At 52.8% G+C, this 25775-nt stretch carries 24 protein-coding genes; 15 read left to right on the top strand and 9 right to left on the bottom strand.

What is annotated here, in order from left to right; all coding sequences use genetic code 11:
- Nucleotides 1-200 precede the first annotated feature (200 nt).
- Nucleotides 201-1058, bottom strand: a complete 858-nt coding sequence (locus BMX91_RS04280) for a glycerophosphodiester phosphodiesterase (RefSeq protein WP_092050278.1) — start codon at nt 1056-1058, stop codon at nt 201-203.
- Nucleotides 1059-1536: 478 nt separating this feature from the next.
- Here BMX91_RS04280 and BMX91_RS04275 point away from each other — a divergent pair, with 478 nt between their 5' ends.
- The 8 genes from BMX91_RS04275 to BMX91_RS04240 all read left to right on the top strand — a co-directional run bounded on the left by BMX91_RS04275 (nt 1537) and on the right by BMX91_RS04240 (nt 9640).
- The gene (locus BMX91_RS04275) at nt 1537-4161 is read left to right on the top strand and encodes a Cna B-type domain-containing protein (RefSeq protein WP_092050275.1); all 2625 of its coding nucleotides are present in this window, start codon (nt 1537-1539) and stop codon (nt 4159-4161) included.
- Nucleotides 4158-5891: a SpaH/EbpB family LPXTG-anchored major pilin gene (locus BMX91_RS04270; protein ID WP_092050791.1), complete on the top strand. Its 1734-nt coding sequence runs from the start codon at nt 4158-4160 to the stop codon at nt 5889-5891. The genes BMX91_RS04275 and BMX91_RS04270 overlap by 4 nt, the downstream gene beginning before the upstream one ends.
- A gap of 77 nt (nt 5892-5968) precedes the next feature.
- Complete coding sequence (locus tag BMX91_RS04265) at nt 5969-6817, top strand: class C sortase (protein WP_092050273.1); 849 nt, start codon at nt 5969-5971, stop codon at nt 6815-6817.
- The gene (locus tag BMX91_RS04260) at nt 6807-7508 is read left to right on the top strand and encodes a class C sortase (protein WP_092050270.1); all 702 of its coding nucleotides are present in this window, start codon (nt 6807-6809) and stop codon (nt 7506-7508) included. The genes BMX91_RS04265 and BMX91_RS04260 overlap by 11 nt, the downstream gene beginning before the upstream one ends.
- Nucleotides 7509-7553: 45 nt before the next feature.
- Nucleotides 7554-7766 carry a hypothetical protein gene (locus BMX91_RS04255; protein ID WP_092050268.1) on the top strand — a complete coding sequence of 71 codons (213 nt, stop codon included), beginning with the start codon at nt 7554-7556 and terminating at the stop codon, nt 7764-7766.
- A gap of 135 nt (nt 7767-7901) precedes the next feature.
- Entirely contained in the window at nt 7902-8798 is an 897-nt protein-coding gene (locus BMX91_RS04250) for a hypothetical protein (RefSeq protein WP_092050266.1), read from the top strand.
- Nucleotides 8795-9007 (top strand): hypothetical protein, encoded by a 213-nt coding sequence (locus BMX91_RS04245; protein WP_092050263.1) that lies wholly within the window; start codon nt 8795-8797, stop codon nt 9005-9007. Before BMX91_RS04250 ends, BMX91_RS04245 begins: the two co-directional genes overlap by 4 nt.
- Before the next feature lie 114 nt (nt 9008-9121).
- On the top strand, nt 9122-9640 hold the full coding sequence (locus tag BMX91_RS04240) for a YfiT family bacillithiol transferase (RefSeq protein WP_092050261.1): 519 nt from the start codon (nt 9122-9124) through the stop codon (nt 9638-9640).
- 55 nt (nt 9641-9695) lie between these two features.
- Here the strand turns inward: BMX91_RS04240 and BMX91_RS04235 are convergent, their stop codons facing one another.
- Nucleotides 9696-9959, bottom strand: a complete 264-nt coding sequence (locus BMX91_RS04235) for a hypothetical protein (RefSeq protein ID WP_143059348.1) — start codon at nt 9957-9959, stop codon at nt 9696-9698.
- A gap of 226 nt (nt 9960-10185) precedes the next feature.
- On the opposite strand from BMX91_RS04235, the gene BMX91_RS15700 reads away from it, so the two are divergent.
- Entirely contained in the window at nt 10186-10344 is a 159-nt protein-coding gene (locus BMX91_RS15700) for a hypothetical protein (RefSeq protein ID WP_177168264.1), read from the top strand.
- A gap of 49 nt (nt 10345-10393) precedes the next feature.
- Here the strand turns inward: BMX91_RS15700 and BMX91_RS04230 are convergent, their stop codons facing one another.
- Complete coding sequence (locus BMX91_RS04230; protein WP_092050256.1) at nt 10394-11086, bottom strand: GDSL-type esterase/lipase family protein; 693 nt, start codon at nt 11084-11086, stop codon at nt 10394-10396.
- A gap of 138 nt (nt 11087-11224) precedes the next feature.
- On the opposite strand from BMX91_RS04230, the gene BMX91_RS04225 reads away from it, so the two are divergent.
- Nucleotides 11225-11932, top strand: a complete 708-nt coding sequence (locus BMX91_RS04225) for a GntR family transcriptional regulator (RefSeq protein WP_092050254.1) — start codon at nt 11225-11227, stop codon at nt 11930-11932.
- A 40-nt stretch (nt 11933-11972) separates the two neighbouring features.
- Here BMX91_RS04225 and BMX91_RS04220 read toward each other — a convergent pair whose 3' ends face one another.
- Nucleotides 11973-13610 (bottom strand): SLC13 family permease, encoded by a 1638-nt coding sequence (locus BMX91_RS04220; protein ID WP_092050252.1) that lies wholly within the window; start codon nt 13608-13610, stop codon nt 11973-11975.
- A gap of 226 nt (nt 13611-13836) precedes the next feature.
- Here BMX91_RS04220 and BMX91_RS04215 point away from each other — a divergent pair, with 226 nt between their 5' ends.
- From BMX91_RS04215 to tcuA, 3 genes are all read left to right on the top strand, one after another.
- Nucleotides 13837-14931 carry a tartrate dehydrogenase gene (locus BMX91_RS04215; RefSeq protein WP_177168263.1) on the top strand — a complete coding sequence of 365 codons (1095 nt, stop codon included), beginning with the start codon at nt 13837-13839 and terminating at the stop codon, nt 14929-14931.
- A 95-nt stretch (nt 14932-15026) separates the two neighbouring features.
- Nucleotides 15027-16172, top strand: a complete 1146-nt coding sequence (locus BMX91_RS04210) for a glycerate kinase family protein (RefSeq protein WP_092050248.1) — start codon at nt 15027-15029, stop codon at nt 16170-16172.
- A gap of 148 nt (nt 16173-16320) precedes the next feature.
- Nucleotides 16321-17811, top strand: coding sequence for an FAD-dependent tricarballylate dehydrogenase TcuA (gene tcuA / locus BMX91_RS04205; protein WP_092050246.1), 1491 nt, complete (start codon nt 16321-16323; stop codon nt 17809-17811).
- A gap of 318 nt (nt 17812-18129) precedes the next feature.
- On the opposite strand, the gene BMX91_RS04200 is transcribed toward tcuA, so the two are convergent.
- The gene (locus BMX91_RS04200; RefSeq protein WP_092050244.1) at nt 18130-19008 is read right to left on the bottom strand and encodes a LysR family transcriptional regulator; all 879 of its coding nucleotides are present in this window, start codon (nt 19006-19008) and stop codon (nt 18130-18132) included.
- Between the two features lie 113 nt (nt 19009-19121).
- Here BMX91_RS04200 and yyaC point away from each other — a divergent pair, with 113 nt between their 5' ends.
- Entirely contained in the window at nt 19122-19718 is a 597-nt protein-coding gene (yyaC, locus tag BMX91_RS04195) for a spore protease YyaC (protein ID WP_245744242.1), read from the top strand.
- A 65-nt stretch (nt 19719-19783) separates the two neighbouring features.
- Here the strand turns inward: yyaC and BMX91_RS04190 are convergent, their stop codons facing one another.
- Entirely contained in the window at nt 19784-21097 is a 1314-nt protein-coding gene (locus BMX91_RS04190) for a CitMHS family transporter (protein ID WP_092050242.1), read from the bottom strand.
- Nucleotides 21098-21269: 172 nt separating this feature from the next.
- Nucleotides 21270-22133: a LysR family transcriptional regulator gene (locus tag BMX91_RS04185; RefSeq protein WP_092050240.1), complete on the bottom strand. Its 864-nt coding sequence runs from the start codon at nt 22131-22133 to the stop codon at nt 21270-21272.
- A gap of 148 nt (nt 22134-22281) precedes the next feature.
- On the opposite strand from BMX91_RS04185, the gene BMX91_RS04180 reads away from it, so the two are divergent.
- On the top strand, nt 22282-23409 hold the full coding sequence (locus tag BMX91_RS04180) for a 2-methylaconitate cis-trans isomerase PrpF family protein (protein ID WP_092050237.1): 1128 nt from the start codon (nt 22282-22284) through the stop codon (nt 23407-23409).
- Between the two features lie 144 nt (nt 23410-23553).
- On the opposite strand, the gene BMX91_RS04175 is transcribed toward BMX91_RS04180, so the two are convergent.
- A complete protein-coding gene (locus tag BMX91_RS04175) occupies nt 23554-24078 on the bottom strand; it encodes an SMI1/KNR4 family protein (protein WP_092050235.1) in 525 nt (174 codons plus the stop codon).
- A 22-nt stretch (nt 24079-24100) separates the two neighbouring features.
- On the bottom strand, nt 24101-25474 hold the full coding sequence (nhaC, locus tag BMX91_RS04170) for a Na+/H+ antiporter NhaC (RefSeq protein WP_092050233.1): 1374 nt from the start codon (nt 25472-25474) through the stop codon (nt 24101-24103).
- Nucleotides 25475-25775: the final 301 nt, after the last annotated feature.

The raw sequence follows: 25775 nt of genomic DNA, 5'->3' as shown, positions 1-25775 counted from the left end.
AATCTCGTCATTGGAGCCAAAAGTTTCGTCATTCGCCACCAGCAATCGCATGAATGACGAAACCGAGGCCGCGAATGACGAGACTAAGCCCGCGAATGACGAAACCGGAGCCATGAATGACGAGACCGAACATCAGCCCCGCCCGAAGCAGAAATATAAAACAGGACCGCCCCAAGAGGCAGCCCTATTTCCATTCCTATTCAGTTAAATACCGGATGCTTGTACACATGCTCAGGGAAATCGGTGATGATGCCGTCGACGCCGAGGTCGAACAGGCGGAAGGCCTGTTCCTGCGAGCGGGACGTGTACGGGAAGATCCTCATGTCCGCAGCATGCACACCAGCCACCAACTCATGCGTCACGATGTTCATGTTCGGGTTAAAGTAATCCGCGTATGTAGCAAATTCCGCCAGTTGCTCATCTGTCACATTCGCCCAGCTCATACCGGCCAATACGCCGTGAGGGATATTCGGCAGGAGCTCCTTGGACGTCTGCATCGATCCATGGTTGAATGACTGGATGATGATTTTCGCGTTGTTCGGGCGGTGCATGTTGCGTTCGATCAGCGCTTCTGCTACTTTCTCCTCGATTCCCGGATACAGTTCTGGCGCTTTCAGCTCGATCAGCACGCCGGTCTTGCCGCGGAAGCCATCGAGGATCTCTTCGAAAGTCGGCACTTTCTCGCCTGCGAACTCCGGACCGAACCAGCTGCCTGCATCCAGTTGGCGGATTTCTTCGAACGTCAGGTCACCCACTGCGCCCGTGCCGTTTGTGGTGCGGTCAACGGTAGTGTCATGGATGGCAACAAGCTCGCCGTCTTTTGTCATCTGGACATCGATTTCGATATAGTCCGCCTTCATCTCGAATCCTTTTTGGAATGCCGCCATCGTGTTTTCAGGTGCGTGTCCGGATGCCCCGCGGTGCGCCACGTTCACCATTTTCTGCTGCTCCTGCTTAGAAACGAGACTGCTGAGATCAGCCGTTTCAGCCGCTGCTGTACCTGCGAAGACACTCATCGCGATCCCCATTCCTGCCAACATAGCTCCGATCCGCTTCATCCAACCACTCCTTGTCTGTTTGTCGCCTCCAGTATAGGAATCGAATATGAAGCAGACATGAATAGACTATTAATAAGTGATTGAGCCCAACAAAACTATTTTAATAGAGTCGCAACAATAAGCCCCCGGAACCAGCTGTCCGGGGGCTTATTTCCTATGTAATTGCGGCACTACCGGGCTCTCACCCCGGCCGGAGCGGCGCGTTTTTATTTTCCACCTTCCGTCGAAAGTGCCCATGCGCGCAGGACAGGGCGGTGCCGCGGCCCTGTGATGAAATCAGTCTATGCAATTTAGAAATAATTAATACACCATTATGGTGGGGATAAAGGTTCATTTACTTTCCTGATTTCAGAATAAATAAATTTATATATTAGGTCATTATTCCTTTCTGTCTAGCATAAATATAGTTTTGTGCAGTAATTAAGGACCAGTATGGGAGAGGTCTGCGCATAGATTCGGATGGAAAGGAGGGAACCGTATGCGGAAATTGAGGGGGCTTTCGGTTATGCTCTGCGTGCTGTTGGCCCTACAACTCGCCATTCCGTATTGGACCGGGGTTTCAGCGGGCCAGACGGATGATTCGGGGAGGGTGCAGGCAGAACTGTTTGATCAGTCCCCGGAATCCGTGACATGGCGAATCACGCTGAATGCAGCCGGTGGGGAACATGAAGAGATCCGGGCAGCGATTCGTCTGGGCGCAGGACTGACACCAGGAACAGTGACGGACAGCGGAAATGCCCATGTCAGCCAAACTGCGGACGGCTATGACGTCACAGCAGGGCCTGGCAGTGGAACTATTCGGTTGGACCTGACGGCCGCGATCACCGATCCGACTCTACTAATCTGTGAGATTCGTGTGACAGCTTCCTATCCGGATGGGGACTTTAAGGCGAGCCATCAGGCGGAAGCCATCAAGCCGGAAACCCCTGAGCCAGAGCCGGAGGCGGCACCGGAAGAAACGGATGAGCCGGAGGAACTGCCTGCAGAAGAAGATTCAGGCGCCCTGCCGGAAGAGGATCAGTCAGGTCCGGAAGCCCCTCCTGCTGATAGCCCGGACCAGCCGGCTGAAGAGCCATCGGAGGGAGCGACCGAGGATCAGGATGTCCCGGGCGGGCAGCCGGCCGAACAGCCTGAAGCCCCTGCCGATCAACCGGCGGAACCTTCGGATGAGCCTGGGGCACAGCCGGAGGAAGAAGAAGTGGAGGAGCAACCCCCTGCTGATCAACCGTCCGCACCGGTGATTATCGACGACAACTGGCCGCCAAAAGATGAAGAAGAGGCACCCGCGGACCAGCCGTCAGCTCCAGTTGTGATTAACGACACGGCCGACTGGCCGGCGGACACCGAGCCTGATGCTGTCTTGCCGGATTCGTCATCGGCACCTGTGGTTGTCGACGACTCAGTGGTTCCGGATGAGGCAGACGAATCAGATGAACAGTTAGAAGAGGATACACTCACCGAACTGACGCCGCCTAAAGCCGGTCTGTCCGCGGCTTCCGGCGAATACAGCCCTGATCCGAACGGGGTTGTCATTCCGACTACGATGGAAGGCATCTCGACAAATGCCCACACGATTCCGGTCCTCCTGTGGGCGACGGGCAATACGGTCTACTCCGCGGTCAAATCGACTCATGAGCTGGAATTTATGACGTTGGATGGACTGCTGGCACACGATCGGGACACTTACGCTGCCAAAGTACCGATACGTGTGAGTGGAAAGGATTATCAGCCTGAAGAAGGCCTGAACGGCAACACCAAAGACGCGCATTGGACCGTGTTCAAGTTCGACGCCTCGAAGCTCTTCCTGGAAGACAAACAACACTATCCGTTCTTTATTGACGGAATCGGAAATGGCCATGATGTCGGCGATAAGTTGGTCGTCACGATCCCAACCACTGACGTAACCGCCAACAAAGCCTGGGTAGGCGGGACGGAGCGGCCGCCAATCGACCTGCAACTGATTGCGCAGGCAGATGGTGAAGCACGGAGAATCTTGGAGACCCAGACGGTGAACGGAACGGAAACCGAAGCCTGGTCCCATACCTGGCTGCAGGTCCCGAAGTACAACCCGTTCGGACGGCCATATGTGTTTACGGCGGATGAAGCAAAGGTCCCTGTGAATTATGTAAAGACCATTAACGGCCTGACCGTCACCAACACCTATGAACCGGTACAACGCATCATCCAGGTTGAGAAGCGGTGGATCGGACCGACCGGGGAATCAGCTACGGTCCGGCTGACTAAAGATGGAGCGGACACCGATCAGACAGTCGTGCTGAATGAAGCGAACAACTGGACCGGATCGTTCACCGTAAACAAGCTGGATGACCGGACTGGAAACCCAATTGCCTATGACGTAGAAGAATTGGAAATGGACGGCTATTCATCAGTCAAGACCGGTTCCATGGAAGCAGGATTCATCTTCACGAATACGAGCACCTCTACGACACAGGTGAATGTCGTGAAAAAGTGGGTGGGTCCGAAAGCAGGTCCCGTTACCATCCAGCTGATCGCAGACAGGGAAGCGACAGAGCAAACCCTTACCCTGTCTGAGGAGACTAGCTGGGCGGCATCATTCACCGACCTCCCGAGGTACCATCCGGTAACGGGAGAAGAGATCGTTTACTCGGTTGAGGAACTTCAAGTTCCCGCGGAATACGAGGTCAGCTACAGCAGAGACGAAGAGGGAGCGTTCATCGTCACGAACACGGCCCAGGCCGCCATGCTCACTGTGCTCAAAGTCGATGAAAGCGACCAGCCGCTTGCGGGCGCAACGTTTGAACTGCGCGATGCAGACGGAGAAACAGCTGGTACCGGAACATCCGGCACGGATGGAAAAATCACCTTCGGGAATCTCGAATGGGGCAACTACACACTCGTTGAAACGAAAGCGCCCGAAGGCTACCGCCTGTCTGCAAATCCAGTCGAAGTAACAATCGGAGCCGACTCGCTGAATGTGGAGAAGAAAGTGGTCAACACCCGGATCGGCTGGGAACTGCCGAACACTGGGGGGGTGGGTACGACGCTGTTTTACGGAGCCGGAGCGGTCCTGATGGCGACTGCAGGATTCATGCTGTTTAGAAGAAGAGATGAAGAAGAATGAGAGGGGAAATGAAAATGGGGGCTGCCCGGAAAAAATCATCCAGGCTGTTGTTTGTGTTCGTGCTGGTAATGTCGGTGTTTTTACCGCAGATGGTGTTTGCTAGTGGGGGTCCAACTGATTATCAGTTGGTCATCCATAAATTTGAGAAGGAACCGGGAACAGAGGCTGGCGGTCCAGGAAACGGTTCGCCGGAGCAACAGGTAGAAGGTGATCCAATTCAAGGCGTCGAGTTCACTTTAAAGCAAACACACTCGTATGATCCGGCAACGGATAAGTGGACGGAACTGGCTGATGGCCCGACACTTAAAGAAACTACAAATGAGAACGGAATCGTAGTTTTCACGTCGGGTAATGGCCTTGAACTGGGCCGATACTCAGTTACAGAAACTAAAGGCCCTGAACACGTCCTCCTCAATCCGAAAACATACTTCGTCGATATTCCTATGACGAGCAAAGATGGCTCGTCCCTGAACTACAACGTTCATATCTATCCGAAAAACGAGATCATCCGCTCTAATGTAACGCTGAAGAAAGTAGATGAGACCGGGGATGCGCTCGCTGGAGTAACCTTTAACCTGTACAAAGAGGGAGAAAGCACTCCTTTCAAAGAAGGATTAATAACGAATTCAGATGGAAACATCAATATCGAAAGCCTTGGTTCAGGCAACTACTACTTCCAGGAAACCGATGTACCTGATGGTTACGCGCTCAACAACACTAAAATTAAATTCCAAGTTAAGAAATCAGAAGACATCAATCAGAAAATCGTTGTCGAGTGGACCAATGTGGACGGCTTCGCCAATAACGGCACCGTGACCAACTACATCAGCCCAGAAATAGATAAAGATGCGGAAGGCAAAAAACAGCTGGATGTCGACCGCAATCAAGTGTTCAACTACAACATCACCATCAAGGCGCCGAAGGATATCCATAAATATAAGACGCTTATCGTAACGGACAATCTGGACAGCCGCCTCCAGTATGCTGGTTCATGGGAAGTGACTGGAGCGTCTGATGGAGCCTTCGAATTCACAGAGAATGGTCAACTGCTGACTTGGTCTGTAAAGGACTTCTCTAAGCTGACACCGGGACAGGAAATCAAAATCACGTTCGCAGCCAAGATCCGTCCGGATGCTAAGCTTGAATCTACTGAAACTGGTATTCCGAACACTGCGACACTAACATTCGACAATGACCGTGGATGGTTCTCAGACAAGGAGAAGCCTAAAGAGCCGCCGGTGGTTACTCCGACGGATGGCGGCCTGGAAATCACAAAAGTGGATGCTGCCGATCAAAAGAAACTTAAGGGTGCAGTATTCAAACTCACCGACATGGCCGGTAATGTCATCAATACGTCCCAAGCGGGTGGGGTTGTGACGCTTAACGGTACAGTAATCAGCGGCGCGCTCGACAACCTTGTAACCCGTGAAGATGGCACATTTATCATTAAAGGCCTGACGCCGGGCACTTACCAGCTTCATGAAACAAAAGCACCGACGTATGAAGATGAAGAGGGCTTGAAGTCATATCGCCTTCTCACTAAGCCGATCGAAGTAGTCATCGAGAACAAAAAGGACGCGAAGTATAAAGTCGAAAACTCCAAGTCCGGCTGGCTCCTCCCGACAACCGGCGGCATCGGAACAGTCCTTTTCTCCAGTGTGGGCCTGACCCTCATGGGCGCAGCATTGGTGCTTTACTTCCGACGCCGCAAGTCTGAAACGACCGCTTAACCCAACCAATGGGGGAGGTTACTCTCCCCTGTTTTTATTTCTGTCTACAAAATTTCCTTATGATAGGGTGGGAATCTATGAAGAAAATCCTCATTATCCTGTTCCTGATCGGCCTGGCCATATTTTCCTACCCTATGATAAGCAATATTTTTTCGACGCAGGTCCACCGTTCCGTCGTACAGGAGTATTCGGAGACGGTTAAAAGGATGGATTCCAAGGAGATTGAAAGGGAAAGGGAAAAGGCCGTCCGGCACAATCAGGAGCTGGCCGGCGTAGAGATGGATTTCGACGATCCGTTCGCAGAAGGCGGCAGTGCAGGCGGGACCGGAGAGGACCGGAGCTACTATGATGCACTGAACATTGGTCCGGCCATCGGCAGCGTGGAAATCCCGACAATCGGTGAGGAACTGCCGATTTACCACGGAACGAGCGAAGAAGTGCTATCAAAAGGAGTTGGCCACCTGAAGCAGTCGTCGTTGCCTACGGGTGGGGCGGGAACGCATAGCGTGCTGACTGCCCATCGGGGACTGCCGTCATCAAAGCTGTTCCGGAATCTTGGGGATATGGAGGAAGGGGACCGGTTTTATATTGAGGTACTTGGGGAGAAGATGGCCTATGAGGTGTCCGACATTAACGTCGTCCTCCCGCACGAAACCGACTGGCTCCGGATGGAGGAGAACGAAGACCTCGTGACCCTCCTGACATGCGACCCGTATATGATTAACACGCACCGTCTGCTTGTTACCGGTAAACGTGTCCCTTACGAAGCAGAAGACGAAAAGAAGAGCGAAGAAATCAGCGAACAGCAGGAAGAGCAACAACTTTTCATTTACATCGGAGCGGCTGTGCTGATTCTGTTCGCCATTACATTGACTGTCTTGTTCCGCAGACGCAGAAAAGGAAAGGTTGAACAAGATGAAGCATAAATGGAGCCTTGTCCTGTTCGCCATCGGCCTCCTCATCCTCCTCTACCCGCACATCGCCCAGTTCACCAACAGCCAGCTTCAGCGCACCCAGGTGGAGGAGTTTCGGACCACTCTTGACGATCTGCCAGATGACGATGTGGAAAATCTGCTAGACCGTGCCCGCCAATACAATGAAGAAATCTCCCGGGACCTTGAGGGGCTGCGAGACCCATGGGGCGACCATCAGGAACTGATGACGACTTACCACGACCTTGGTTTTGACGACAAGAATATGTTCGGCGCCATTGAGATTCCGAAGCTAAATCTGTGGATCCCGATTTACCTCGGCTCATCGGAAGCCGTTCTCAGCAAGGGGGTCGGGCAGGTCGAAGGCTCCTCGCTGCCGCTCGGCGGAACGAGCACGCATACTGTTCTCGCCGGCCATCGCGGCATGAGCACGAAGGCGATGTTCCGCGACCTCGACCAGCTGTATCCCGGTGATGTTTTCTACATCCATACGATGGGGGAAACGCTGGAGTACCGGGTGACGGAACAGGAAGTGATCTATCCGACCGACACCGATTCCCTTGAAATCCGCGAGGGGAAGGACCTGGCAACCTTGCTGACGTGCCACCCGTACCGCCACAATTACCAGCGGCTGCTGATCCACGGGGAGCGGGCGGAAAACCGATCCGCCCAATCCCAACCCTGACAAATGCATAGGATGCACTTGATTCCCTATTAAAGGAGAGATCTTGTGGATCCGAGATTGGCCCAGCTTCTTCAAATGACGAGTCTGTATGGCACATTGGCGAAGTTTTACGAACACAGTGACCCGGAAAAGCATATTTATTTCTACAAGATGCACGTTCAGTATGAAATGCAGCTCGTGCAGATGTATTGGGCGCTGCACGGTCATGAACATGGCCAGCCGGAATCCCATTCTTGGGATAGCCACTATCATGGTTAATAGGACGTAATCATCTTAATGAGGGAGCCGATCAGGCTCCTTTTGCTGTTTTCGGGTCCTGTTTTACCATTTGCCAGACGTCAGCGGAGAAGAACCGGTGAAGCGTTGCATACACTGTACGGAGGAGGGGATGCGATGTGGAAAGCCTTCTGGTCAGCCAGGCTGCGGCCCTTTTTGACACGGTACCTGCCGCACGGGCTTTACTTTGCGGGGCTGCTGTTTTTGCTGGGGGTCATCTTCCGTAATGTGCTGGCCTTTGACGGAGTCAGGGAATTCACAGAGGCGGAGCTGGAAAAGCTCAGTTTGTTCAAGTTGGCCCTTGTGGCGATTGGGGACTCCCCTGAGCTTCAGAAAATCTCGGTCAGCGCCTGCCTGATCCTGCTTTGGATCCTGTTTTTTGTCGTCGCACGCCTCGGCATGAAGAATCTGCAGCGCCTGAAGGTCATGAACTTCGAGCTGGAAGCGGAAAGCCCCGAGAAGAGAATCGAAGTGCTGAAGGGGCAAGTGGAAGGGTCAATCCACCCCGCGAAGCTGATGAAGTTCTTTTCGGGGCAAGAGGTGTACGACTTTGTATTTGAGGTGCTGCTTGAGGAAAGCTTCCAGCCAGCGGACCGGATGCGGCCGATCGGCGAAGTATACGAATCCCTATTGTCCGGATACCTGGAGCAGACGGCCGACCAGTACCTGAAGCATTACGGGCACAGCTTTGATTATAAAATCATCAGCGGAACAGAGACGGATTCGCTTTCCAAGCCCATAAAGCTCCTCGTCAACAAAGCCCGGCACTCCGCTGATTCGGTTTTCGTCAACCGGGAGGCGGACATCTGGCCGAAGAAAAACACCTTCGTCCACCGGCATGTGTTCGAAGAGGAAGAATACTTCACGATCTTCACCAGCTATTCTTATGCATTCCGGACGAGCGACGACTTCCTATTTTCCGTACTTCATAACATCCTCATCAGCAACATCGACCGCGCCCTCCACGTCATCACCCTTTCGCAATCAGGATTTTTATTAGAGGAAGGAGAATGAACATGAAAAACCGCCGCATCAATAAAGCCTTCATGGAAGCGGCCTCCCAAAGGGCGCAGCAGCAGATGAAGTCGCACATGGACCGCCTGAAAGAACAGGGATCCGCCCGGGCATGCCGGATCGATCCGAGAGCGGCTGAGAAAACCCGCCTTTCAGACAACGACGGAGCGGTGCTGGATATCAAAAGGAAATTCCGGAAAATCGACTGACGGGCATGCGCTGGAAAGCGGCATGCTTATTAGATTGCAACGGACAAGCCTGTTCGGTATATTGAGGGTTAATGGCGAAATATTTAGAAATAAACTCGGAAAAGGGGTTTTAGCATGGATGTGAAGTTCCCGATCGGCCAATTGGACGTTCCCGAAAAGGTCACGCTGGAGGACGTACAAGGATGGCTGGAGCAGATCAAAACGTACACGACCCGGCTAAGAGAGACGGTCGACTCTCTGAATGAAGATGAACTGGGGCGAAAATACCGCGAAGGCAGCTGGGACGTCCGGCAGCTCGTTCACCATATCGCCGACTCTCAGCTGAACATGTACCAGCGTTTGCGGCTGGCCCTGACAGACAACAGCCCGACCGTGCCCGGCTTTGACCAGGACAAATGGGCGGTCCTGCCTGATACCGAACTGCCTGTTGAACCCTCTATTAAAATGTTGGAGGGAATCAATGAGCGCATCGTAGCCCTTGGCCAAAGCATCACCGATGACCAGTTGGAACGCTCTTTCATCCACGAGACAAACGGCGAGATCAAAGTCTCCACGAAGCTCAGAAAGCTCTCCTGGCATCAGGAGCACCACCTGGCGCACATTAAGATTGCCTTGGAGACCCTCGCTGATTAATGTTCACATAAAAAAGGCCGACCGGCATTCCGGTTGGCCTCGTTTTTATAGCTGCTCATCTGGAACGGTAGGGACGCAGGAAGATTCTCCCGTCATCCGCTGAATCGACCTCATACCTGCCGCCGAAGGCGAGATAGGTGCCATCTAGTGCCGTCAGGTTGCTAATGACAGCCTTATCTGCACGGAGCACCCGGAAATGATCGATCGTCGGCCCATCCGCGGTCCGGATGTCTACACCTTTGGAGGAATAGGCAATCGATCCCGTTGCGGCCCGCTCCCATTTGTCATGCGACAATCTAGTGAAGTTAAATGTTCTCAATAGATCACTCCTGGATGTTGCACGATAATCGCTTTGAATTCAAACTTCCATTCCCTTTTTAACTGCTCCGGCAAACTTGTCAAAACAAGTAAGGAAACTGCTAAATAATTTTCCGTCGTTAAATCAAGTATTTTGAAAATAAATTAATTGATGAATTTAGGTTGGATTTTCCAAAAACGGGTAATAAAAAATAACAGATATTGTTTCATAGAAGGAGGGAGGGACCATGGAACAGAAAGAACGAACCCCTGAAGTGATGATGTTCTCTTATGAATTGTTGCGCCTGTATAGTGACAGAATCCGCTGCAGCGATAAAGAAGTACAGTCGAAAATCACGGATGATATCAAGTTTTTGAAACAGGCGTTAAAAGAATCTGTAGCTTAATCAGAATGAAGCATGCGCCAGAGCAGCGCATGCTTTTTCCTTATTTTTATCATTTCATACTCTCCAGCCAAACATCATAACCCTTACCGTTCAAGTGCACGCCGTCCACTGTATACTGCTTATCCAGTTGCCCCTTGGCATCCAGGAAATGGGGATGAAGATCAACAAACTTCGCGCCATGATCCTCTGCGATTTGCCGGACAATCTCATTAAAATTGTTAATCTCCTCGTCCTTGACCGCGTTGCCGACCAGGTCGTGGTTCACCGGCAGGATGGAGAATAGGGTCAATTCCGTTGTGCCAGGATCAAAGGCTTCCACAATCCCGCGAAGATTCTTCTCGTACGTCTCCGCCCGCACACCCTTAATGATATCGTTGATCCCGACCATCAAGTACGCCTCCTTCGGCTCACGCCCGGCCACTTCATCGATGCGGTTCAGTACGAGCTCGGACGTGTCGTCATAGACACCCCGATTGATCACTCGCTCGTCCGAAAAGTACTCGCCAAACGCCCCGTAATCAGTCAGGCTGTCACCGACAAAGGCCTTGTCGACCGGCGCATCCGGCGACTCCTTAAAAACGGACGTCTTGGTCAGATAGTATTCACTAAACGACTTGTCGGAGGTCATCGCCCGCCACTGGGCCTTGATGAACCGCTCCCCGCCGTTCATATAGATCATAAATCCTGCTGCCCCGATCAGCAGCACATTCAATAATACCGAAACCACAAGCCATTTCTTCATGATGTCCACTCCAAGTCCTGATGCAGAATAAAAGATGTCTACCCGCTTAGGCCCGGATGCAATCAGCACTTGGCAAACGCTATGATTGAGCGCCCCCGTTCCTTTATAATAAAACCAACAGGAAATGGAGCGGATGGTATGGAGATCACAGCGACATTAACACCATTTGCGCAGCAACTCGATGGGCTGGATGAATACCGCCTGCCGCAGCGCGCGTATCATACGGTGAGGCTGGCCATCAGGAATCTGGTGCTACCGCCGGGCCAGGCGATCCTCGAGCGGGAAATCAGCGAGGCGCTTGAGATGAGCCGGACGCCGGTGCGGGAGGCGCTCGTCCGGCTTGAAACGGAAGGAATGCTGACACTTGTTCCGCGGCGGGGGTTCATCGTGGCACCCATTGAAGCGGATGACCTCCGAGAGATCTATGCAATCATCGGCACGCTGGATGGGCTGGCAATCGAGCTGGCTGCGGAGCGGGCAGAAGAGGAACTGCTCGGACAGTTGGACAGCATCATCGACAGTCAGGAGGAGGCGCTCCGGTCCGGTGATCTGAAAAAGTGGTCGTCCCTGGACGATGAGTTTCACGACCGGATCGTCAGGTGTGCGGGCAACCTGCGGCTTACCGGCATCATCGACAGCTACGCGGATCAGTCGTACCGGGCCCGGCTGTATACGATAGGGGAGCGGCCCGTGCCAACGCGGTCGATTATCGAGCACCGGGCGATTGTTGCGTCGATGAGGGCAAAAGACGGCAAGGCCGCGCGGATGCTGATGGAGTCTCACAGGAGCCGTGCCCAGAGGGAGATTCTCGAAGTCTTGCAGCAACATGAACACATTAACGAATAAAAGGGATTGGAGGCCATATAGCTTCCAATCCCTTTTCCATTTATTTGATCAGCCCGCCAAACACAAGCGGAACAAAGTAGGTGACGACAATGAGCGTAAACACAAGTGAGAACAGGTTCAGCCAGAACCCGGTGGCAGCCATCTTGCTCATTTTGATATATCCGGTACCGAAGACGATGGCATTCGGCGGTGCAGCAACCGGGAACATGTAGGCAAACGTTGCGGCCATGTTCGCTGCGACCATGAGGATGATCGGGTCCGTTCCCAGAGACACGGCTGCTACGGCAACAATCGGATAGACCATTGTTGCGGTCGCCGTATTCGATGTGAACTCGGTCAGGATCAAGATGACAGTGGCCATCAGAGCGATCGAGACAATCAGTGGCAGGCTTCCGAACGCGGTCAGCTGCTCGCCGATCCACTTATCGAGTCCGGATTCCATAATACCGGCGGCAAGCGCAAGGCCTCCGCCAAACAGCCAGAGGATGCCCCATGGCAGTTTCATGGCGGTGTTCCAATCCATGATGCTGCCTTCCGCGTTTTTCGCAGGGATCATAAAGAGCAGAATGCCTGCAAGAAGTGCAATCAGTGCATCATCAATGCCCGGGATGAACTTGCTCAAAATAAAGCTGCGGGTCAGCCAGGCGATGCCGGTAAGCGTAAACACCGTAAGGACAATCTTTTCTTCGTAGCTCATCTTTCCAAGGGAGTCGAGGTCTTTCTTTACAATGTCCCTGCCGCCGGGAATGCTTTTGGCCTTGATCGGAAACGCCACTTTCACGAGGTACAGCCAGACAAGAGGGATCAGGATCGCCACAATCGGCAGTCCGAACATCATCCAGCGGGCAAAGGAGATGTCAACGCCATACATCGTCTTTACCGTACCGGCAAGGATGATATTAGCCGGCGCACCGACGATGGAGCCGAATCCTCCGATCGTTGCAGAGTATGCTGTCCCGAGCATCAGTGCCGTTCCGAAGGCGAACTTACCCGGTGTCGTATCAATAGAGGAATCACCCTTCAGGGAATCCGCCACATGTTTTGTGACAGCGAGGCTGATCGGTACCATCATCATCGTCGTTGCCGTATTGGAGATGAACATGGAAAGGAAAGCAGTGGCTGCCATGAATCCGAGCACGATAGTCGCTGGGTTCGTTCCGACCGCACTAATGATCGAAAGGGCAACCCGCTTATGAAGGTTCCACTTCTCCATGGAAAGCGCGATCATGAAGCTTCCTGCAAAAAGAAAGATGAGCGTATCGCCGTAATTTGCCGTCACGGCACCTGAATCCATCACGCCTTGGAACGGGAACAGCAGGATGGGCAGGAGAGAAGTGACGGGAATCGGCATCGCTTCGGTGACCCACCATGTGGCGACCCAAGCGACAGTCGCCAGAACAGAGACTGCAGCGGCTGACATGCCGGCCGGTTCGACGAACAGCTTGATTGATAAGAACAGCGTCGGCCCGAGGACAAGCCCGATCTTCTGTGGGATGGTATACGTCGGGGCACGCGGCGGACTTTTCAGCCTGCCTTCTTCCTTTTCAGATCCGGAAGAACCGGATCCGGCAGTGGTCACAATGGCCATGACGTTCAGCGTCACAATCGCCTTTAAGAGGGCCTTGGCCTGATCGTTCCAGACCCAGAGTTGCCCCCACAGGTTTTTAGCAAATGACATCTACTGTTCTCCTCCTTTTCTCTGCGCAATGTGAAATCGCTTTCAAAAACAAATCTTGAAACAGATTGTAGTCAATGAATACATTATAGTCAATAGTAAATAGAGAAATTTCTAAAAATAAAGGATATTTCGCCGTTAATTGTTACCGTTTTCATTTTGCTCTTGACTTTAATGTATACGTTAATCTAAGATTCAGATAACACAATCACGAAGGAGGAGCATGACGATGGGAGAACAGATATTTAAGATTGCAGTCATTCCGGGGGACGGGATCGGTAAGGAAGTCATCAAGGAGGGGCTGCGCGTCCTGGATCACCTTGCAGAGGAATCGAACGGTAAGTTCGCATTTGAATACGACCATTTCCCGTGGGGCTGCGAGTATTATCTGGAGCATGGCAAGATGATGGATGAGGACGGCGTGGAGAAAATGCGGGACTACGACGCAATCTATTTCGGTGCGGTCGGCTTCCCGGGCGTGCCGGACCATGTGAGCCTTTGGGGCCTGCGTCTCGCAATCTGCCAGGGCCTCGACCAGTGGGCGAACATCCGCCCTGTCGAATTCCTGCCGGGCGTTCCGCACCGCATCAACCATCCGGACCCGGAAAGCCTCAACTGGATCCTCGTCCGTGAAAACTCGGAAGGCGAGTACTCCGGCATCGGCGGCCGCAACTTCCAGGGTCGCGGTCCCGGCGGGGAAGTCGCTGTCCAGTCAGCGCTGTTTACGGAAAAGGGCACCGAGCGGATCATCCGCTATGCATTCGACCTTGCCCGCACACGCAAGCGCAAGAAAGTCACGAGCGTGACGAAGAGTAACGCCCAGCAGTACGGCATGGTGCTCTGGGATGAAGTGTTCGCCCGCGTCGCGAAGGACTATCCCGATGTCGAAACCGACCAGTGGCTCGTCGACGCCATGGCGGCTCACTTCGTCCTCCATCCGGAAGACCTCGAAGTCGTCGTTGCATCCAACCTGTTCGCTGATATCCTGTCCGACCTCGGCAGCGCACTTGCTGGCTCCCTCGGCATCGCGGCAAGCGCCAACCTCAGCCCGGATCATAGCGCGCCGAGCATGTTCGAATCCGTGCATGGTTCCGCACCTGACATCGCAGGCAAGGGCATTGCCAACCCGATCGGCACAATCGGCAGTGCCGCGCTCATGCTGGATCACCTTGGCCTGAAAGAAGAAGCGGATCGCGTCAACCAAGCGATCGCCGATACGACAGGCCAGGGCGTCCTCACGCGCGATATCGGCGGTACTGCGGACACAGTTGAAATCACTGACGCCATCATCAAGAACCTGTCAAAGGTGAATGTGGAAGCGTAAGGCGTAAAAGGACTTTTCGGGGACAAAGAAGAATGAAGAAATAGACGAGGGGTTGCCATCCGGCAGCCCCTCATTGAATAAGGAAGGTGATTCCGGTGAACATCCTCATCGCCATCGATTCATTTAAAGGCAGCCTCACCTCAGCCGAGGCAGGGGAAGCGGCCGCAGCCGGCATCCGCAGGGCAATTCCCGACGCGCAAATTGAAGTCGTCCCGCTCGCTGACGGCGGGGAGGGGACGGTCGAGGCGCTTGTCCAGGCCACCGGCGGGGAACTTATCTCGGCACAGGTGACCGGTCCGCTCGGCGAGACGGTCGATGCTGCATATGGCATTCTCGGCGACGGCAAAACTGCCGTCATTGAAATCGCCGAAGCATGCGGGCTTCCTCTCATTCCGGAAGCTGAGCGCAATCCGTTAAAGTCCACGAGTTACGGTGTCGGCGAGCTGATTCTGGACGCCGTCTCCCGCGGGGCCCGTTCACTTATTGTCGGTCTCGGCGGCAGTGCAACGAACGACGCTGGGGTCGGGATGTTGCAGGCGCTCGGCTGCCGCTTTCTGGACGAGGCCGGGGAAGAGGTGCCGCAGGGCGGGGCGGCGCTGGGCGCCATCCGTTCAGCTGATGTCTCAGCTCTGCACCCCGACATCAAAAATCTCGACATCCAGGTCGCCTGCGACGTGAACAATCCGCTGCACGGCAAGCAAGGAGCAGCCTATATCTACGGACCACAGAAAGGCGCGACACCTGAGGTGGTAGAGGTACTGGACAGCGGTCTCCGCAACTTCGCGGAAGTGGTGAAGGCAGAACTCGGCAAGGACATCCAGGAGATTCCTGGCGCCGGAGCGGCCGGCGGACTCGGCGCTGCCTTCGCCGGTATCCTAAATGCAGATCTCCGGAGCGGAATTGAACTAATCCTGGACACGACCGGACTGGAGGAAAAGGTGAAAAACGCTGACTTCGTCATCACCGGCGAAGGTCGCATGGACGCCCAGTCTTCGATGGGAAAGGCGGCCATGGGTGTCGCCGGGCTTGCTGAGAAACACGGCGTTCCGGTCATTGCGCTTGCCGGCAGTGTCACGGAAGAAGCAACTGTATTAAATGACAAGGGAGTCACCGCCTTATTCCCCATCCTGCAGGAAGTGGTCTCATTAGAAGAGGCGATGGATCCCGAAACCGCCAGACTTAATCTACGCACCACCGCCGAACAGGTTTTCCGGCTGGTTGGGTATTCATCAAAACGATAAAAGGAAGGTCCCCAACAATTCCGGGACCTTCCTTTTTTATAACAGCCATAACTTTTCTGTATGGTGAATCATACAATAACAATATTTTATTTATTCTTCTATTCACCTTACGATAGATTCATCAAGGAAAATGCCAGGAGGAATATAGATGACAAAGAATTACGACGTGATCGTTGTAGGAGCTGGGAACGCGGCACTGTGTTCGGCCATCGCTGCAAGGGAAAACGGAGCGGAAGTGCTAGTCCTCGAACGCGGCCCGAAAGAAAAGCGGGGCGGGAACTCCTTCTTCACGGACGGGGCGATCCGGGTTGCCTACGAAAACCTGGATGCCATCCGCAAAGTGATTCCGCTTACTGATGAAGAAGCGGAGAAAATCGAAATGCCCGAGTACAAACAGGAGGATTTCCATGCGGACCTGATGCGCGTCACGGAAGGCAGAAGCGATCCGAAGCTGGCCAACCAGCTGATTTCTAAGTCCTATGAGACCATCGCCTGGATGGCGGAGCAGGGCGTCCAGTTCGAGCTGAACTTCGAGAACCAGTCTTTCGAAAAAGACGGCAAGCGTCATTTCTGGGGCGGCCTTCCGATCCGCACCAAGAACAAAGGAATCGGTCTGATCGATGACCTGATCAAGCGGTCCGAGGAACTGGGCATCGACATCTGGTACAACTCGCGCGCGACCGATCTGGTCTTGGACCATGGCCGTGTCACTGGTGTGGTGCTTGAACAGGAAGGCAAGCAGGTTACCGTCTGCGCACCAAGTGTGGTCCTGGCGTCCGGCAGCTTCGAAGCCAATAAGGAAATGAGGAGCGAGGAAATGGGCAAGGAGTGGGAAGCGGCGATCGTCCGCGGAACCGAGTTCAATACAGGCGACGGCATCAAGATGGCACTTGCCGCCGGAGCACAAAAGCACGGACAGTGGGACGGCTGCCACTCGATCGGGACGGACTACAACGCACCAAAGGTCGGGGACTTCAACAAGCCGGGCGATATCTACAAAAAGTCCTCCTTCCCGCTCGGACTCTTGGTCAACAAAGAAGGAAAGCGGTTCGTGGACGAAGGCGCCGACTTCCGGAACTATACGTATGCCAAATATGGCCGCGAAGTGCTGAAGCAGCCGGAACAGACTGCATTCCAGCTGTTTGATGCACAGGTCCGTCCGATGCTGCGCAAGGAATACAATCTCGAAGAAGCCACGGTACTCCAGGCAGACACTCTCAAGGAACTGGCTGACCTGATGAAGGTCGACAAAGAGCAATTCCTTGAGACGATCAAAGCTTACAACGCGGCAGTCCAGGAAGGGGAGTACAACCCGACCGTGAAGGACGGCAAGGGCACAGTGGGCATCACCCCGCCGAAGACCAACTGGGCACTGACCCTCGACCAGGCGCCGTTTTACGCCTACCCGCTCACATGCGGCATCACCTTCGCATTCGGCGGCGTACATGTCAGCCCTGAAGGCGAAGTCCTGGACGAGCAGGAAAACCCGATCGCCGGACTCTACGCGGCAGGCGAAATGGTCGGCGGCATCTTCTACCACAACTACCCAGGCGGCTCAGGCCTCATGTCCGGAGCGGTCTTCGGAAAACAAGCCGGCACCTCCGCTGCAAACTATTCGCAGGCAAAAGTCACAGTCTGATTTAAAAAGCACCGCTGAACAACAGCGGAGCCTCAATAAAGAAAAATACAGCCGCCGCTACATCCGTTCCTCGGAAGTAGCGGCGGCTTTTTGTACTACTGATCATTATGCGGAATGTTCGATGCCATATAAGGTTGGCTCACTACCAGAAAATTCATCATGCGGCTGATTGAAACGGAAGGCCCGAGACACCTGCGGGAAAAGCGTTAGCCGAAGACCCCGCAGAGCGCAGCTCGAGGAGGCTAAGGCAACGCCCGCGGTAAGCGAAGGGCCTGGAGTGGAAATCAGCCTTTTCTTTCCCGAGTTTATGCCCCCATTTCAATCCGTCAGCCATTCCATGGCATCCGATTCCTTCACAAAGTTGACGAACGCCTTCACGATATTGAGCTCCAGCGATTCCTCATGGTAAAGCATCCAGGTTTTGCGGACTATCGGATTGCCGTCGGCAGTATGGATGACATTCGAGTGGATTTCCTCGTTGCCCTTCAGGACCATTGAAGGCAGAATCCCATATCCGAGCCCGTTCGCTACCAGTTTCTTGCAAGTGCCGGCCCTGTCCACCTCAATGCTGACCAAGGGTGGCTCTGAAAAGTGTTCATGCCACCAATTATCAATAGAATGCTTCAGGACCGGGTCAGTATGATAGTCGATGCGCGGCAGCTCAGGCAGCTTCCCGATATCGATTTCCCGGTCGGCAGCAATGCTCAGCGTATCTTCAAACAACAAATGCTTCTTCCCGTTCCAGGCATAGTCGCCCCGTACAATCGCGATATGGACTTCCTGGCTATAGATCAGATCCGCGATGTCGCTGCTGAAGCCGGTCGTGACCTTGAACTCGATGCCCGGGTACTGTTCCTTGAAAGCTTTCAGCAGGCTGGGCATGACATAGTCGGTCGAGAAGTTGGAGACGGCGAGCCTTAGGGTGCCGGTGAGCCGGTCCTCGAAATTCAGCACATTCTCCTTGATCCGCTGAATCGACATCAGCATTTCCGACGCAGCCTTTGCCAGGTACTCGCCCTGCGGCGTAAACTGGACGCCGCGCCGTCCTCTGTTGACGATCCTCACATTCAGTTTCCGCTCCAGCTGATGAAGTCGGTTCGTCAGGGCGGGCTGAGAGATGTAGAGCATCTGGGCGGCCTTTGTTATGTTCTTTTCCTGATACAGCGTCTGGATCAGGACCCAATCGCGTTCATCCAATCTTTTCCCCTTCTTTCCATAGACTTTCGGATCATCTTTTCAGTGTTCATTCTCCAGATACGGTATGATAGAAGTAAATTGTTGTTCATGCCAAAAACGTGAGGATGATGACAGTGTTTTCGTTATTCGGGAATGATGAAAGACGCTTGGACTCCACCCCATTTTATCTGAAACCCAGCGGGGGAACAGAAGAAAAAGAGATTGCGATCCTGTCCCTGACCATCGGAGAAATCATCAGGCAGGCTTCAGCCGCCGGTCGGGAAGTGGTCTTTTTGTGCATCGGATCGGACAGGTACGTCGGGGATTCCCTCGGCCCCCTTGTGGGATCGATGCTTGAAGACAGCCAGGTCCCATACAAGGTATACGGAACATTAAAAGACCCGGTTCACGCGTTCAATCTGAAAGGAACCATCAAGGAAATCAACCGGCAGTTCACCGAGCCGCTTATTTTCAGCATTGATGCGTCCCTCGGTACGAAGGAGGAAGCCGGCTCTGTCATCTTCAAAGAAGGCCCTCTGAAGCCGGGCAAGGGAATTGAAAAAGTGCTTCCGCCCGTCGGTGATTATCATTTTGCGGGTGTCGTGAATTACATCGACCCGCTCCCGACCTCGCAGTTTTTGAACGACACGAGGCTGTACACCGTCATGATGCTTGCGCAGGCGATCGTTAAAGTCATCACGGGGACACTGCCTGACGAAGGAAGAGTGTAAAACTTCATCGCACCCAAAAAGCCATCCAAATCCAGATTTCTCTGGTTGGATGGCTTTTGTTTTGATCAGATGACGCCTGTCAGAACAGCGACGATGATCATGAACACGGAGCAGAGGAAGGCCCATTTAAAGGCGAATTTCTGGATTTCCCCGAGATCGCGCTTGACCATACCGGTCAGAAGCAGCGTGGAAGCTACCAACGGACTGAGGAAATGTACCGGCTGTCCCAGTACGGAAGCCCGGGCGATTTCCATCGCACTCGCGCCATACGCTGTGCCGGCTTCTGCCAAGATTGGCAGGACACCAAAGTAGTAAGCGTCATTGGACAGGACAAACGTGAATGGCATGCTGGTGATCGCGACGATCAGCGGGAAGAAGCCGCCGGCGGATTCCGGAATGATGGCGATCAATGCATTCGAGATGGCGTCGACCATCCCTGTTCCGGAGAAGATCCCCGAGAAAATCCCTGCTGCGAATACCAGCACAACAACCGTCAGTGCATTTCCTGCGTGTGCCTGAATCCGTTCCTTTTGCAGATCGATGTTCGGGTAGTTGATGACACAGGCGATGACGAATCCGATCAGGAACAGCACGGCTACCGGCATGACGCCCATGACCAGCAGTGACATGACAGTAACAACGAGGATCAGGTTGACGATTCGTAGTTTCGGGCGTTTCAGGCTTTCTTCTGCAGCGGCTGTAGCCGATACAGCCATTTCAGTCATTCCCAGGGAGACATTGGAATTGTCCTTTATTTCGACGACTCCGAGCCTTGCCCGCTCTTTTAGGCCGAGGACATAAGCGATGAACAGGATGGAAGCCATTCCTCCAAGCATCGTAGGAATGATCGGGAGGAAGAATTCATCGGCGTCCAGTCCCAATGAAGCGATGGCTCTTGTAGCAGGCCCGCCCCATGGCGTCAGTCCGCTCACGACACTGACAGCCAGCAAGGAGATCGTCGCGAGTATAAGAGGGTTCATGCCGATCCGGAGATACAGGGCAAACATCGCGGAGATCGTGATCATATGGGTCGTGGTACCATCACCGTCCAGTGCAGCAGTCATGGCAATAACGGCTGTACCCAATGCGATTTTAGCAGGGTCCCCCTGAACCAATCTGGTAATCGTATTGATCATCGGATCAAATAATCCAGCGTCAATCAAGATTCCGAAGAACAGAATGGCGAACAGCAACAGGGCGGCGGAAGGAGCGACTTCTTTTATGCCGTCCATCATCATGTCCCCAAGCTCTAACCTAAAGCCGGCAATCACTGCGAATATAATCGGAATTGCGACAAGCGCAGTGACCGGTGATAATTTTTTGGCCATAATCAGGTATGTAAATGTAATGACCATCGCGATGCCCAAGAACGTAAGCATGGATGAATCCCTCCTCCAAAAATAAGTAATCGCTTTCATCGATGATAACAAAAAAAGCATCGAAAAAAAGTATTGTTTTTAGAATATTACAAGGAGAAGGATAAGTGAAATAGTTTTATTTTTGAGGTTTTATAAAAATTTATTTATAATCCAAAGCAAAATCGCCGCTTTTTCATACGGAAGCACGATTTTCAAGAAACTCCACAAAGCTTTTCACCGTCGGCAGTTTAAGCAAATCCTGGTCATACATCAGCCAAGTATGTCTGCTGACGGGCTTGCCATTCTTATAGGAGAGTTCATAGACATGCAGATTGTCTGAAGGCTGGAGGCAGATCTGAGGAACGACGGCGATTCCCAAATCATTCTTCACCATCTCTTTGCACGTTTCCAGACGGTCCGTCTCCATGACGACACGCGGAGGCTCCGAAAACTGATCCTGCCACCATCCCATGATGAGCGCCTTTAACGAATTATCGGTTTTGTAATTGACGAAGGGAAGGTCAGCCGAGTTTTCAATCGAAATTTCTCGGGCGGATATTAGACACAGGTTTTCGGTATGCAATAATTTCCGTTCCCCGTACCACTCGTAATCCCCGCGAAAAATCCCCACCTGAACCGTGGAGGAGTCCAGCAGGTCCATGATTTCGGTGCTCCATCCTGTGTTGACGCTGAATTGGACTTGCGGATACTCAGTGGAAAACTCCTTCAGGATCTTCGGAAGTTTATATTGGGCAAAGTTACTGGAAACGCCCAGCCGCAAGGTTCCTTTTACCTCACCCTGCATATTCATCATATAGTCCTTGGTATGCTGCAGTTTTTTGATCATTTCATCCGCATATTCAGCCAGATGGGTGCCTTCCGGCGTGAATTCGATTCCGCCTTTGATCTTGAAAAAGATCTTCATCCCGAACTCAGTCTCCAGGTTTTTGAGCCTATAACTCAGTGCCGGCTGGGAGATGTACAAGCGCTCTGCCGCCCTGCTGATATTTTTTTCTTCATATAGGACCCTGATTGCAGTCCAATCTTTTTCATCCATTCTTGTATTCTCCCTTCATGGTTATAAGATTTTTTATAAGTTTAGTAAATAAAATATCTATTTTACTTATGACATTAACTATCATACTCTAATTTTACAAGTAGGGTGTTAAATGATTTAAAAAATTGAGCAAAAGGTGGTTGGTGACATGAAAGTTCCTGTAGTGGTGATGCGAGGCGGAACGAGTAAGGGCGTATTCATCAATTTTGATGATATGCCGGCAGACCGGTCCCTGTGGGAGGAGTTCCTTCTGGATATTATGGGAAGCCCGGACCGCAGGCAGATTGACGGACTTGGCGGAGCCAATTCACTGACGAGTAAAGTGGCGATCATCAAACAATCCAAACTGGCCGGAGTGGATGTGGAATACACATTTGCCCAAGTCAGCATCGAGCACCAGATGGTCGATTTCAAAGGGAACTGCGGAAACATCTCATCCGCGGTAGGGCCGTATGCCATCCAGCAGGGGCTGGTGGCAGCCGTTGAACCGGTGACCAAAGTGAGGATCTTCAACACGAACACGAACAAAATGATCGGTGCCGAAGTGGAAGTCGAGAACGGGCAGGTGAAAACGGAAGGGCTCTGCTCCATTCCGGGTGTCCCGGGTACCGGCTCGCCGATCTACCTCTCATTTAAGGATGCCGAAGGGGCCGTCACAGGAAAAGTGCTGCCGACAGGGAAACCGGTCGAGCAGATCATGACGTCCAAGGGAACGGTGTCCATCTCGATCGTCGATGCCGCCAATCCGCTCGTGTTCATCTTGGCGGAAGAAGTCGGCCTGACCGGCGCCGAACTCCCTCATGAGCTATCGCAGGAAAAGCTAAACGAACTCGAGGAAATCCGCTCCATCGCAGCCGAACTGTGCGGATTCGCATCCAGGGAAGAGGCGACAGTGAAGTCCCCGGCAGTTCCTAAAATGACCGTCATCGCACCTCCGCAGGACTACACGGATGTCACCGGTACCTTCAGGAAAGCAGAAGACATGGACTGCACGATCCGCATGATGTCGATGCAAAAACCGCACCAGGCACTGGCCATCACAGGGGCGATCTGCTCGACGACGGCCATCTTTCTGAAAGACACGCTCCTGTATGACCTGGTCGAACCCAAGCAGGAAGTCATCCGTCTGGGCCACCCGGCAGGCATCATGGAAACCAAAGTCGACCTGATCGCCGGCAACATCAGCTCGATCAAAGTCGTCCGCACGGCGCGCACCATCCTGGAAGGAAGCGTCTATACCAAGAAGAGTTATGAGTATGAATATAGCTTGGCATGATGAAGAAAAGCAGCGACTCCATCCGCGGAGTCGCTGCTTTCTGTTTGTGACGATTCAATTGATGAAGGTTAAAGCTCAGGGAGTAGAGGTCATCTCTCCGGACCTGCAGGTAAACACTCGGAGAGCTGAGGTAATCGCTTGAATCTATCCCCCGGCACTAAGCGCCTCTACTTCCTCGCGGTTATAATCAACCATCGCCAGGAAGTACTCTTCAAAACTCTCAAACCTCTCGATTTCCTCGCCGGCAAACCAAATGACAGTGTCCGGAGCGGGGGAGTCGGGAAGGGCGATGACAAAGAGGTCCCGGTCATGTGTGCCCGCCGCAATCGGCAACAGTTGCTCCCGTGAAAATCCGCTATCATCCAATACGTCCGGCTCAATGGCACCCAGCAAGGCCAAGGCTTCATCCATTAAAGGAGAGCCCATCAGCTCGCGTGTGCCGAGCAGGTCGACCGTCTGTAAAAACCCTTTCCAGCCGTCGGCATGCATCAGGAATTCGTAATACTGAGGATCCAGCGGGAAGCCCAATGCCTTCTCGGCTTCCTGCATCTGTTCTTCGGTCGCACCGACTTCCGGCAGGTGATGAGGCCACAACCGGTCCTTGTCCCGCTTCATCAGTTCCTGTTTAACCAGATGCATGACCGCGATCTGGTCTTTCCAATCGCTCATTGTCCAATCCTCCCGCCATCGATTATTGTTTGGTCAACCCAACCTTGGTGACACCACTTAAAATCGTCAAGATCGGGCACAGCAAACAGAAGATCGCGAACGGGACATATTCCACCGTCGGAACACCGAGTACGCCTGCGATAAATACGCCGGCTACGCCCCAGGGCACGAGCGGATTAATCACGGTGCCCGCATCCTCCAGAGCTCTTGATAATGCTTTTTTATTGTAGCCCAGCTTGGTGTATTGCCCCTCAAACGCTTTTCCTGTGATCAGGATGGACAGATACTGCTCGCCGACGAAGAAATTCAGGCCGATCGCCGTAAAGGCGGTCGTGGAAATGAGGCGCGACGCGCTTGTTAATAGTCCTGCAACTGCCTCCAGAATCGCCGGAATGATCCCCAGCAAAAACAGAAGCCCTCCCATGCCAAGCGCCAGCAATACCAACGAAATGGAGAACATCATGCTTTCAATCCCGCCGCCGGAAAGCACGGAATTCAGTTGATCCACATTGCTTTCCATGACAAATCCGGAAAACAACATGTCAGCCATCTCCGTAAACGTGATGGTGCGGTCATGGATCATGGCAATCACGACACTGCTGATGATTCCCGCAGATAATGTAGGAATCGCAGAGACTTTCCTCATCGCAAGGACAGCGACGATGATAAACGGAATAAAGGCAACCCAGCTGATATGGCTAAAATCTTTGAGAGCCTGCAAAAAGGTTTCGATGTCGTTTGTTTTTTGACCTTTTTCCGGCGAGATGATTACAAATACAACGGCAGAGATGATGAACGCCGGAACCGTCGTCCACATCATGTTCTTGATATGTTCAAAAAGTGGGACGCCGACAGTTTCTGAAGCGAGGTTTGTCGTTTCCGAAAGGGGGGACATCTTATCTCCCAAGAAAGCTCCGGAAACGATGGCGCCCGCCGTAATGGCCAAAGAGGCGTCCAGTGCCGTGGCCATCCCGATAAACGCCACCCCGATCGTAGCCGCGGTCGTAAAGGCACTGCCGATCGCTACGCCGACAATGGAAGTAACGACAAATACGGCAAAATACAGCGGCAGACCCGAGAACAAATGGAAACCATAGTACATAAGGCTCGGAATCGTCCCGCTCGCCATCCAGCTGCTGATCAGCATGCCGATAAAGAAAAAGATATAGACGGCGCCAAGTCCTGAGGCCGCGCCATTAATCATGCCCTTTTCAATTTCATGAATGGGAAGGCCCTTGAACATTCCATAGACCATCAGGAAAATGATCGAGAATATAATGGGCAAATGCGGATTCATGCCAAGCAGGATAATCCCGATGCTGATGGATGTAAATACCACCAGCAACACCAACACCGCTTCCCAAACCGGTAATTTCAATTTCGACGATTGCAGCATAACATTCTCTCCTCAACACATGATAAGCCTCAAAAAAGAGCACAAAAAAAGCCCTTCTCCGTAATAGGGACGAAGAGGCTTCGCGGTACCACCCTAATTGACAAGAAAAGCTTGCCCACTCAATTCGAAATCCGCCTGAAAGATGCAGGTGTAATTCACTTTGATTCCGCTCGGATTCGCACCAACCATCCGATCTCTTTGTTCTGCAGGAATTCAAAGCTACTGTGTCTGCTGGCAGATGATCATAATTTATCGTGAAAAGTATATGGCTTAATTTACGGCTGAACCATCCTTTTGTCAA

The organism is Bhargavaea ginsengi (assembly GCF_900109165.1).
GTDB lineage: Bacteria > Bacillota > Bacilli > Bacillales_A > Planococcaceae > Bhargavaea > Bhargavaea ginsengi.
The sequence above is the reverse complement of the archived record's forward strand: the minus strand, read 5'-3'. Positions and strand labels throughout refer to the sequence as shown.

What these genes read in the sequence shown, in the direction of transcription:
- BMX91_RS04280 (WP_092050278.1), bottom strand. Translation starts at nt 1,058, where the DNA reads ATGAAGCGGATCGGAGCTATGTTGGCAGGAATGGGGATCGCGATGAGT.
- BMX91_RS04275 (WP_092050275.1), top strand. Translation starts at nt 1,537, where the DNA reads ATGCGGAAATTGAGGGGGCTTTCGGTTATGCTCTGCGTGCTGTTGGCC.
- BMX91_RS04270 (WP_092050791.1), top strand. Translation starts at nt 4,158, where the DNA reads ATGAGAGGGGAAATGAAAATGGGGGCTGCCCGGAAAAAATCATCCAGG.
- BMX91_RS04265 (WP_092050273.1), top strand. Translation starts at nt 5,969, where the DNA reads ATGAAGAAAATCCTCATTATCCTGTTCCTGATCGGCCTGGCCATATTT.
- BMX91_RS04260 (WP_092050270.1), top strand. Translation starts at nt 6,807, where the DNA reads ATGAAGCATAAATGGAGCCTTGTCCTGTTCGCCATCGGCCTCCTCATC.
- BMX91_RS04250 (WP_092050266.1), top strand. Translation starts at nt 7,902, where the DNA reads ATGTGGAAAGCCTTCTGGTCAGCCAGGCTGCGGCCCTTTTTGACACGG.
- BMX91_RS04245 (WP_092050263.1), top strand. Translation starts at nt 8,795, where the DNA reads ATGAACATGAAAAACCGCCGCATCAATAAAGCCTTCATGGAAGCGGCC.
- BMX91_RS04240 (WP_092050261.1), top strand. Translation starts at nt 9,122, where the DNA reads ATGGATGTGAAGTTCCCGATCGGCCAATTGGACGTTCCCGAAAAGGTC.
- BMX91_RS15700 (WP_177168264.1), top strand. Translation starts at nt 10,186, where the DNA reads ATGGAACAGAAAGAACGAACCCCTGAAGTGATGATGTTCTCTTATGAA.
- BMX91_RS04230 (WP_092050256.1), bottom strand. Translation starts at nt 11,086, where the DNA reads ATGAAGAAATGGCTTGTGGTTTCGGTATTATTGAATGTGCTGCTGATC.
- BMX91_RS04225 (WP_092050254.1), top strand. Translation starts at nt 11,225, where the DNA reads ATGGAGATCACAGCGACATTAACACCATTTGCGCAGCAACTCGATGGG.
- BMX91_RS04220 (WP_092050252.1), bottom strand. Translation starts at nt 13,610, where the DNA reads ATGTCATTTGCTAAAAACCTGTGGGGGCAACTCTGGGTCTGGAACGAT.
- BMX91_RS04215 (WP_177168263.1), top strand. Translation starts at nt 13,837, where the DNA reads ATGGGAGAACAGATATTTAAGATTGCAGTCATTCCGGGGGACGGGATC.
- tcuA (WP_092050246.1), top strand. Translation starts at nt 16,321, where the DNA reads ATGACAAAGAATTACGACGTGATCGTTGTAGGAGCTGGGAACGCGGCA.
- BMX91_RS04190 (WP_092050242.1), bottom strand. Translation starts at nt 21,097, where the DNA reads ATGCTTACGTTCTTGGGCATCGCGATGGTCATTACATTTACATACCTG.
- BMX91_RS04185 (WP_092050240.1), bottom strand. Translation starts at nt 22,133, where the DNA reads ATGGATGAAAAAGATTGGACTGCAATCAGGGTCCTATATGAAGAAAAA.
- BMX91_RS04180 (WP_092050237.1), top strand. Translation starts at nt 22,282, where the DNA reads ATGAAAGTTCCTGTAGTGGTGATGCGAGGCGGAACGAGTAAGGGCGTA.
- BMX91_RS04175 (WP_092050235.1), bottom strand. Translation starts at nt 24,078, where the DNA reads ATGAGCGATTGGAAAGACCAGATCGCGGTCATGCATCTGGTTAAACAG.
- nhaC (WP_092050233.1), bottom strand. Translation starts at nt 25,474, where the DNA reads ATGCTGCAATCGTCGAAATTGAAATTACCGGTTTGGGAAGCGGTGTTG.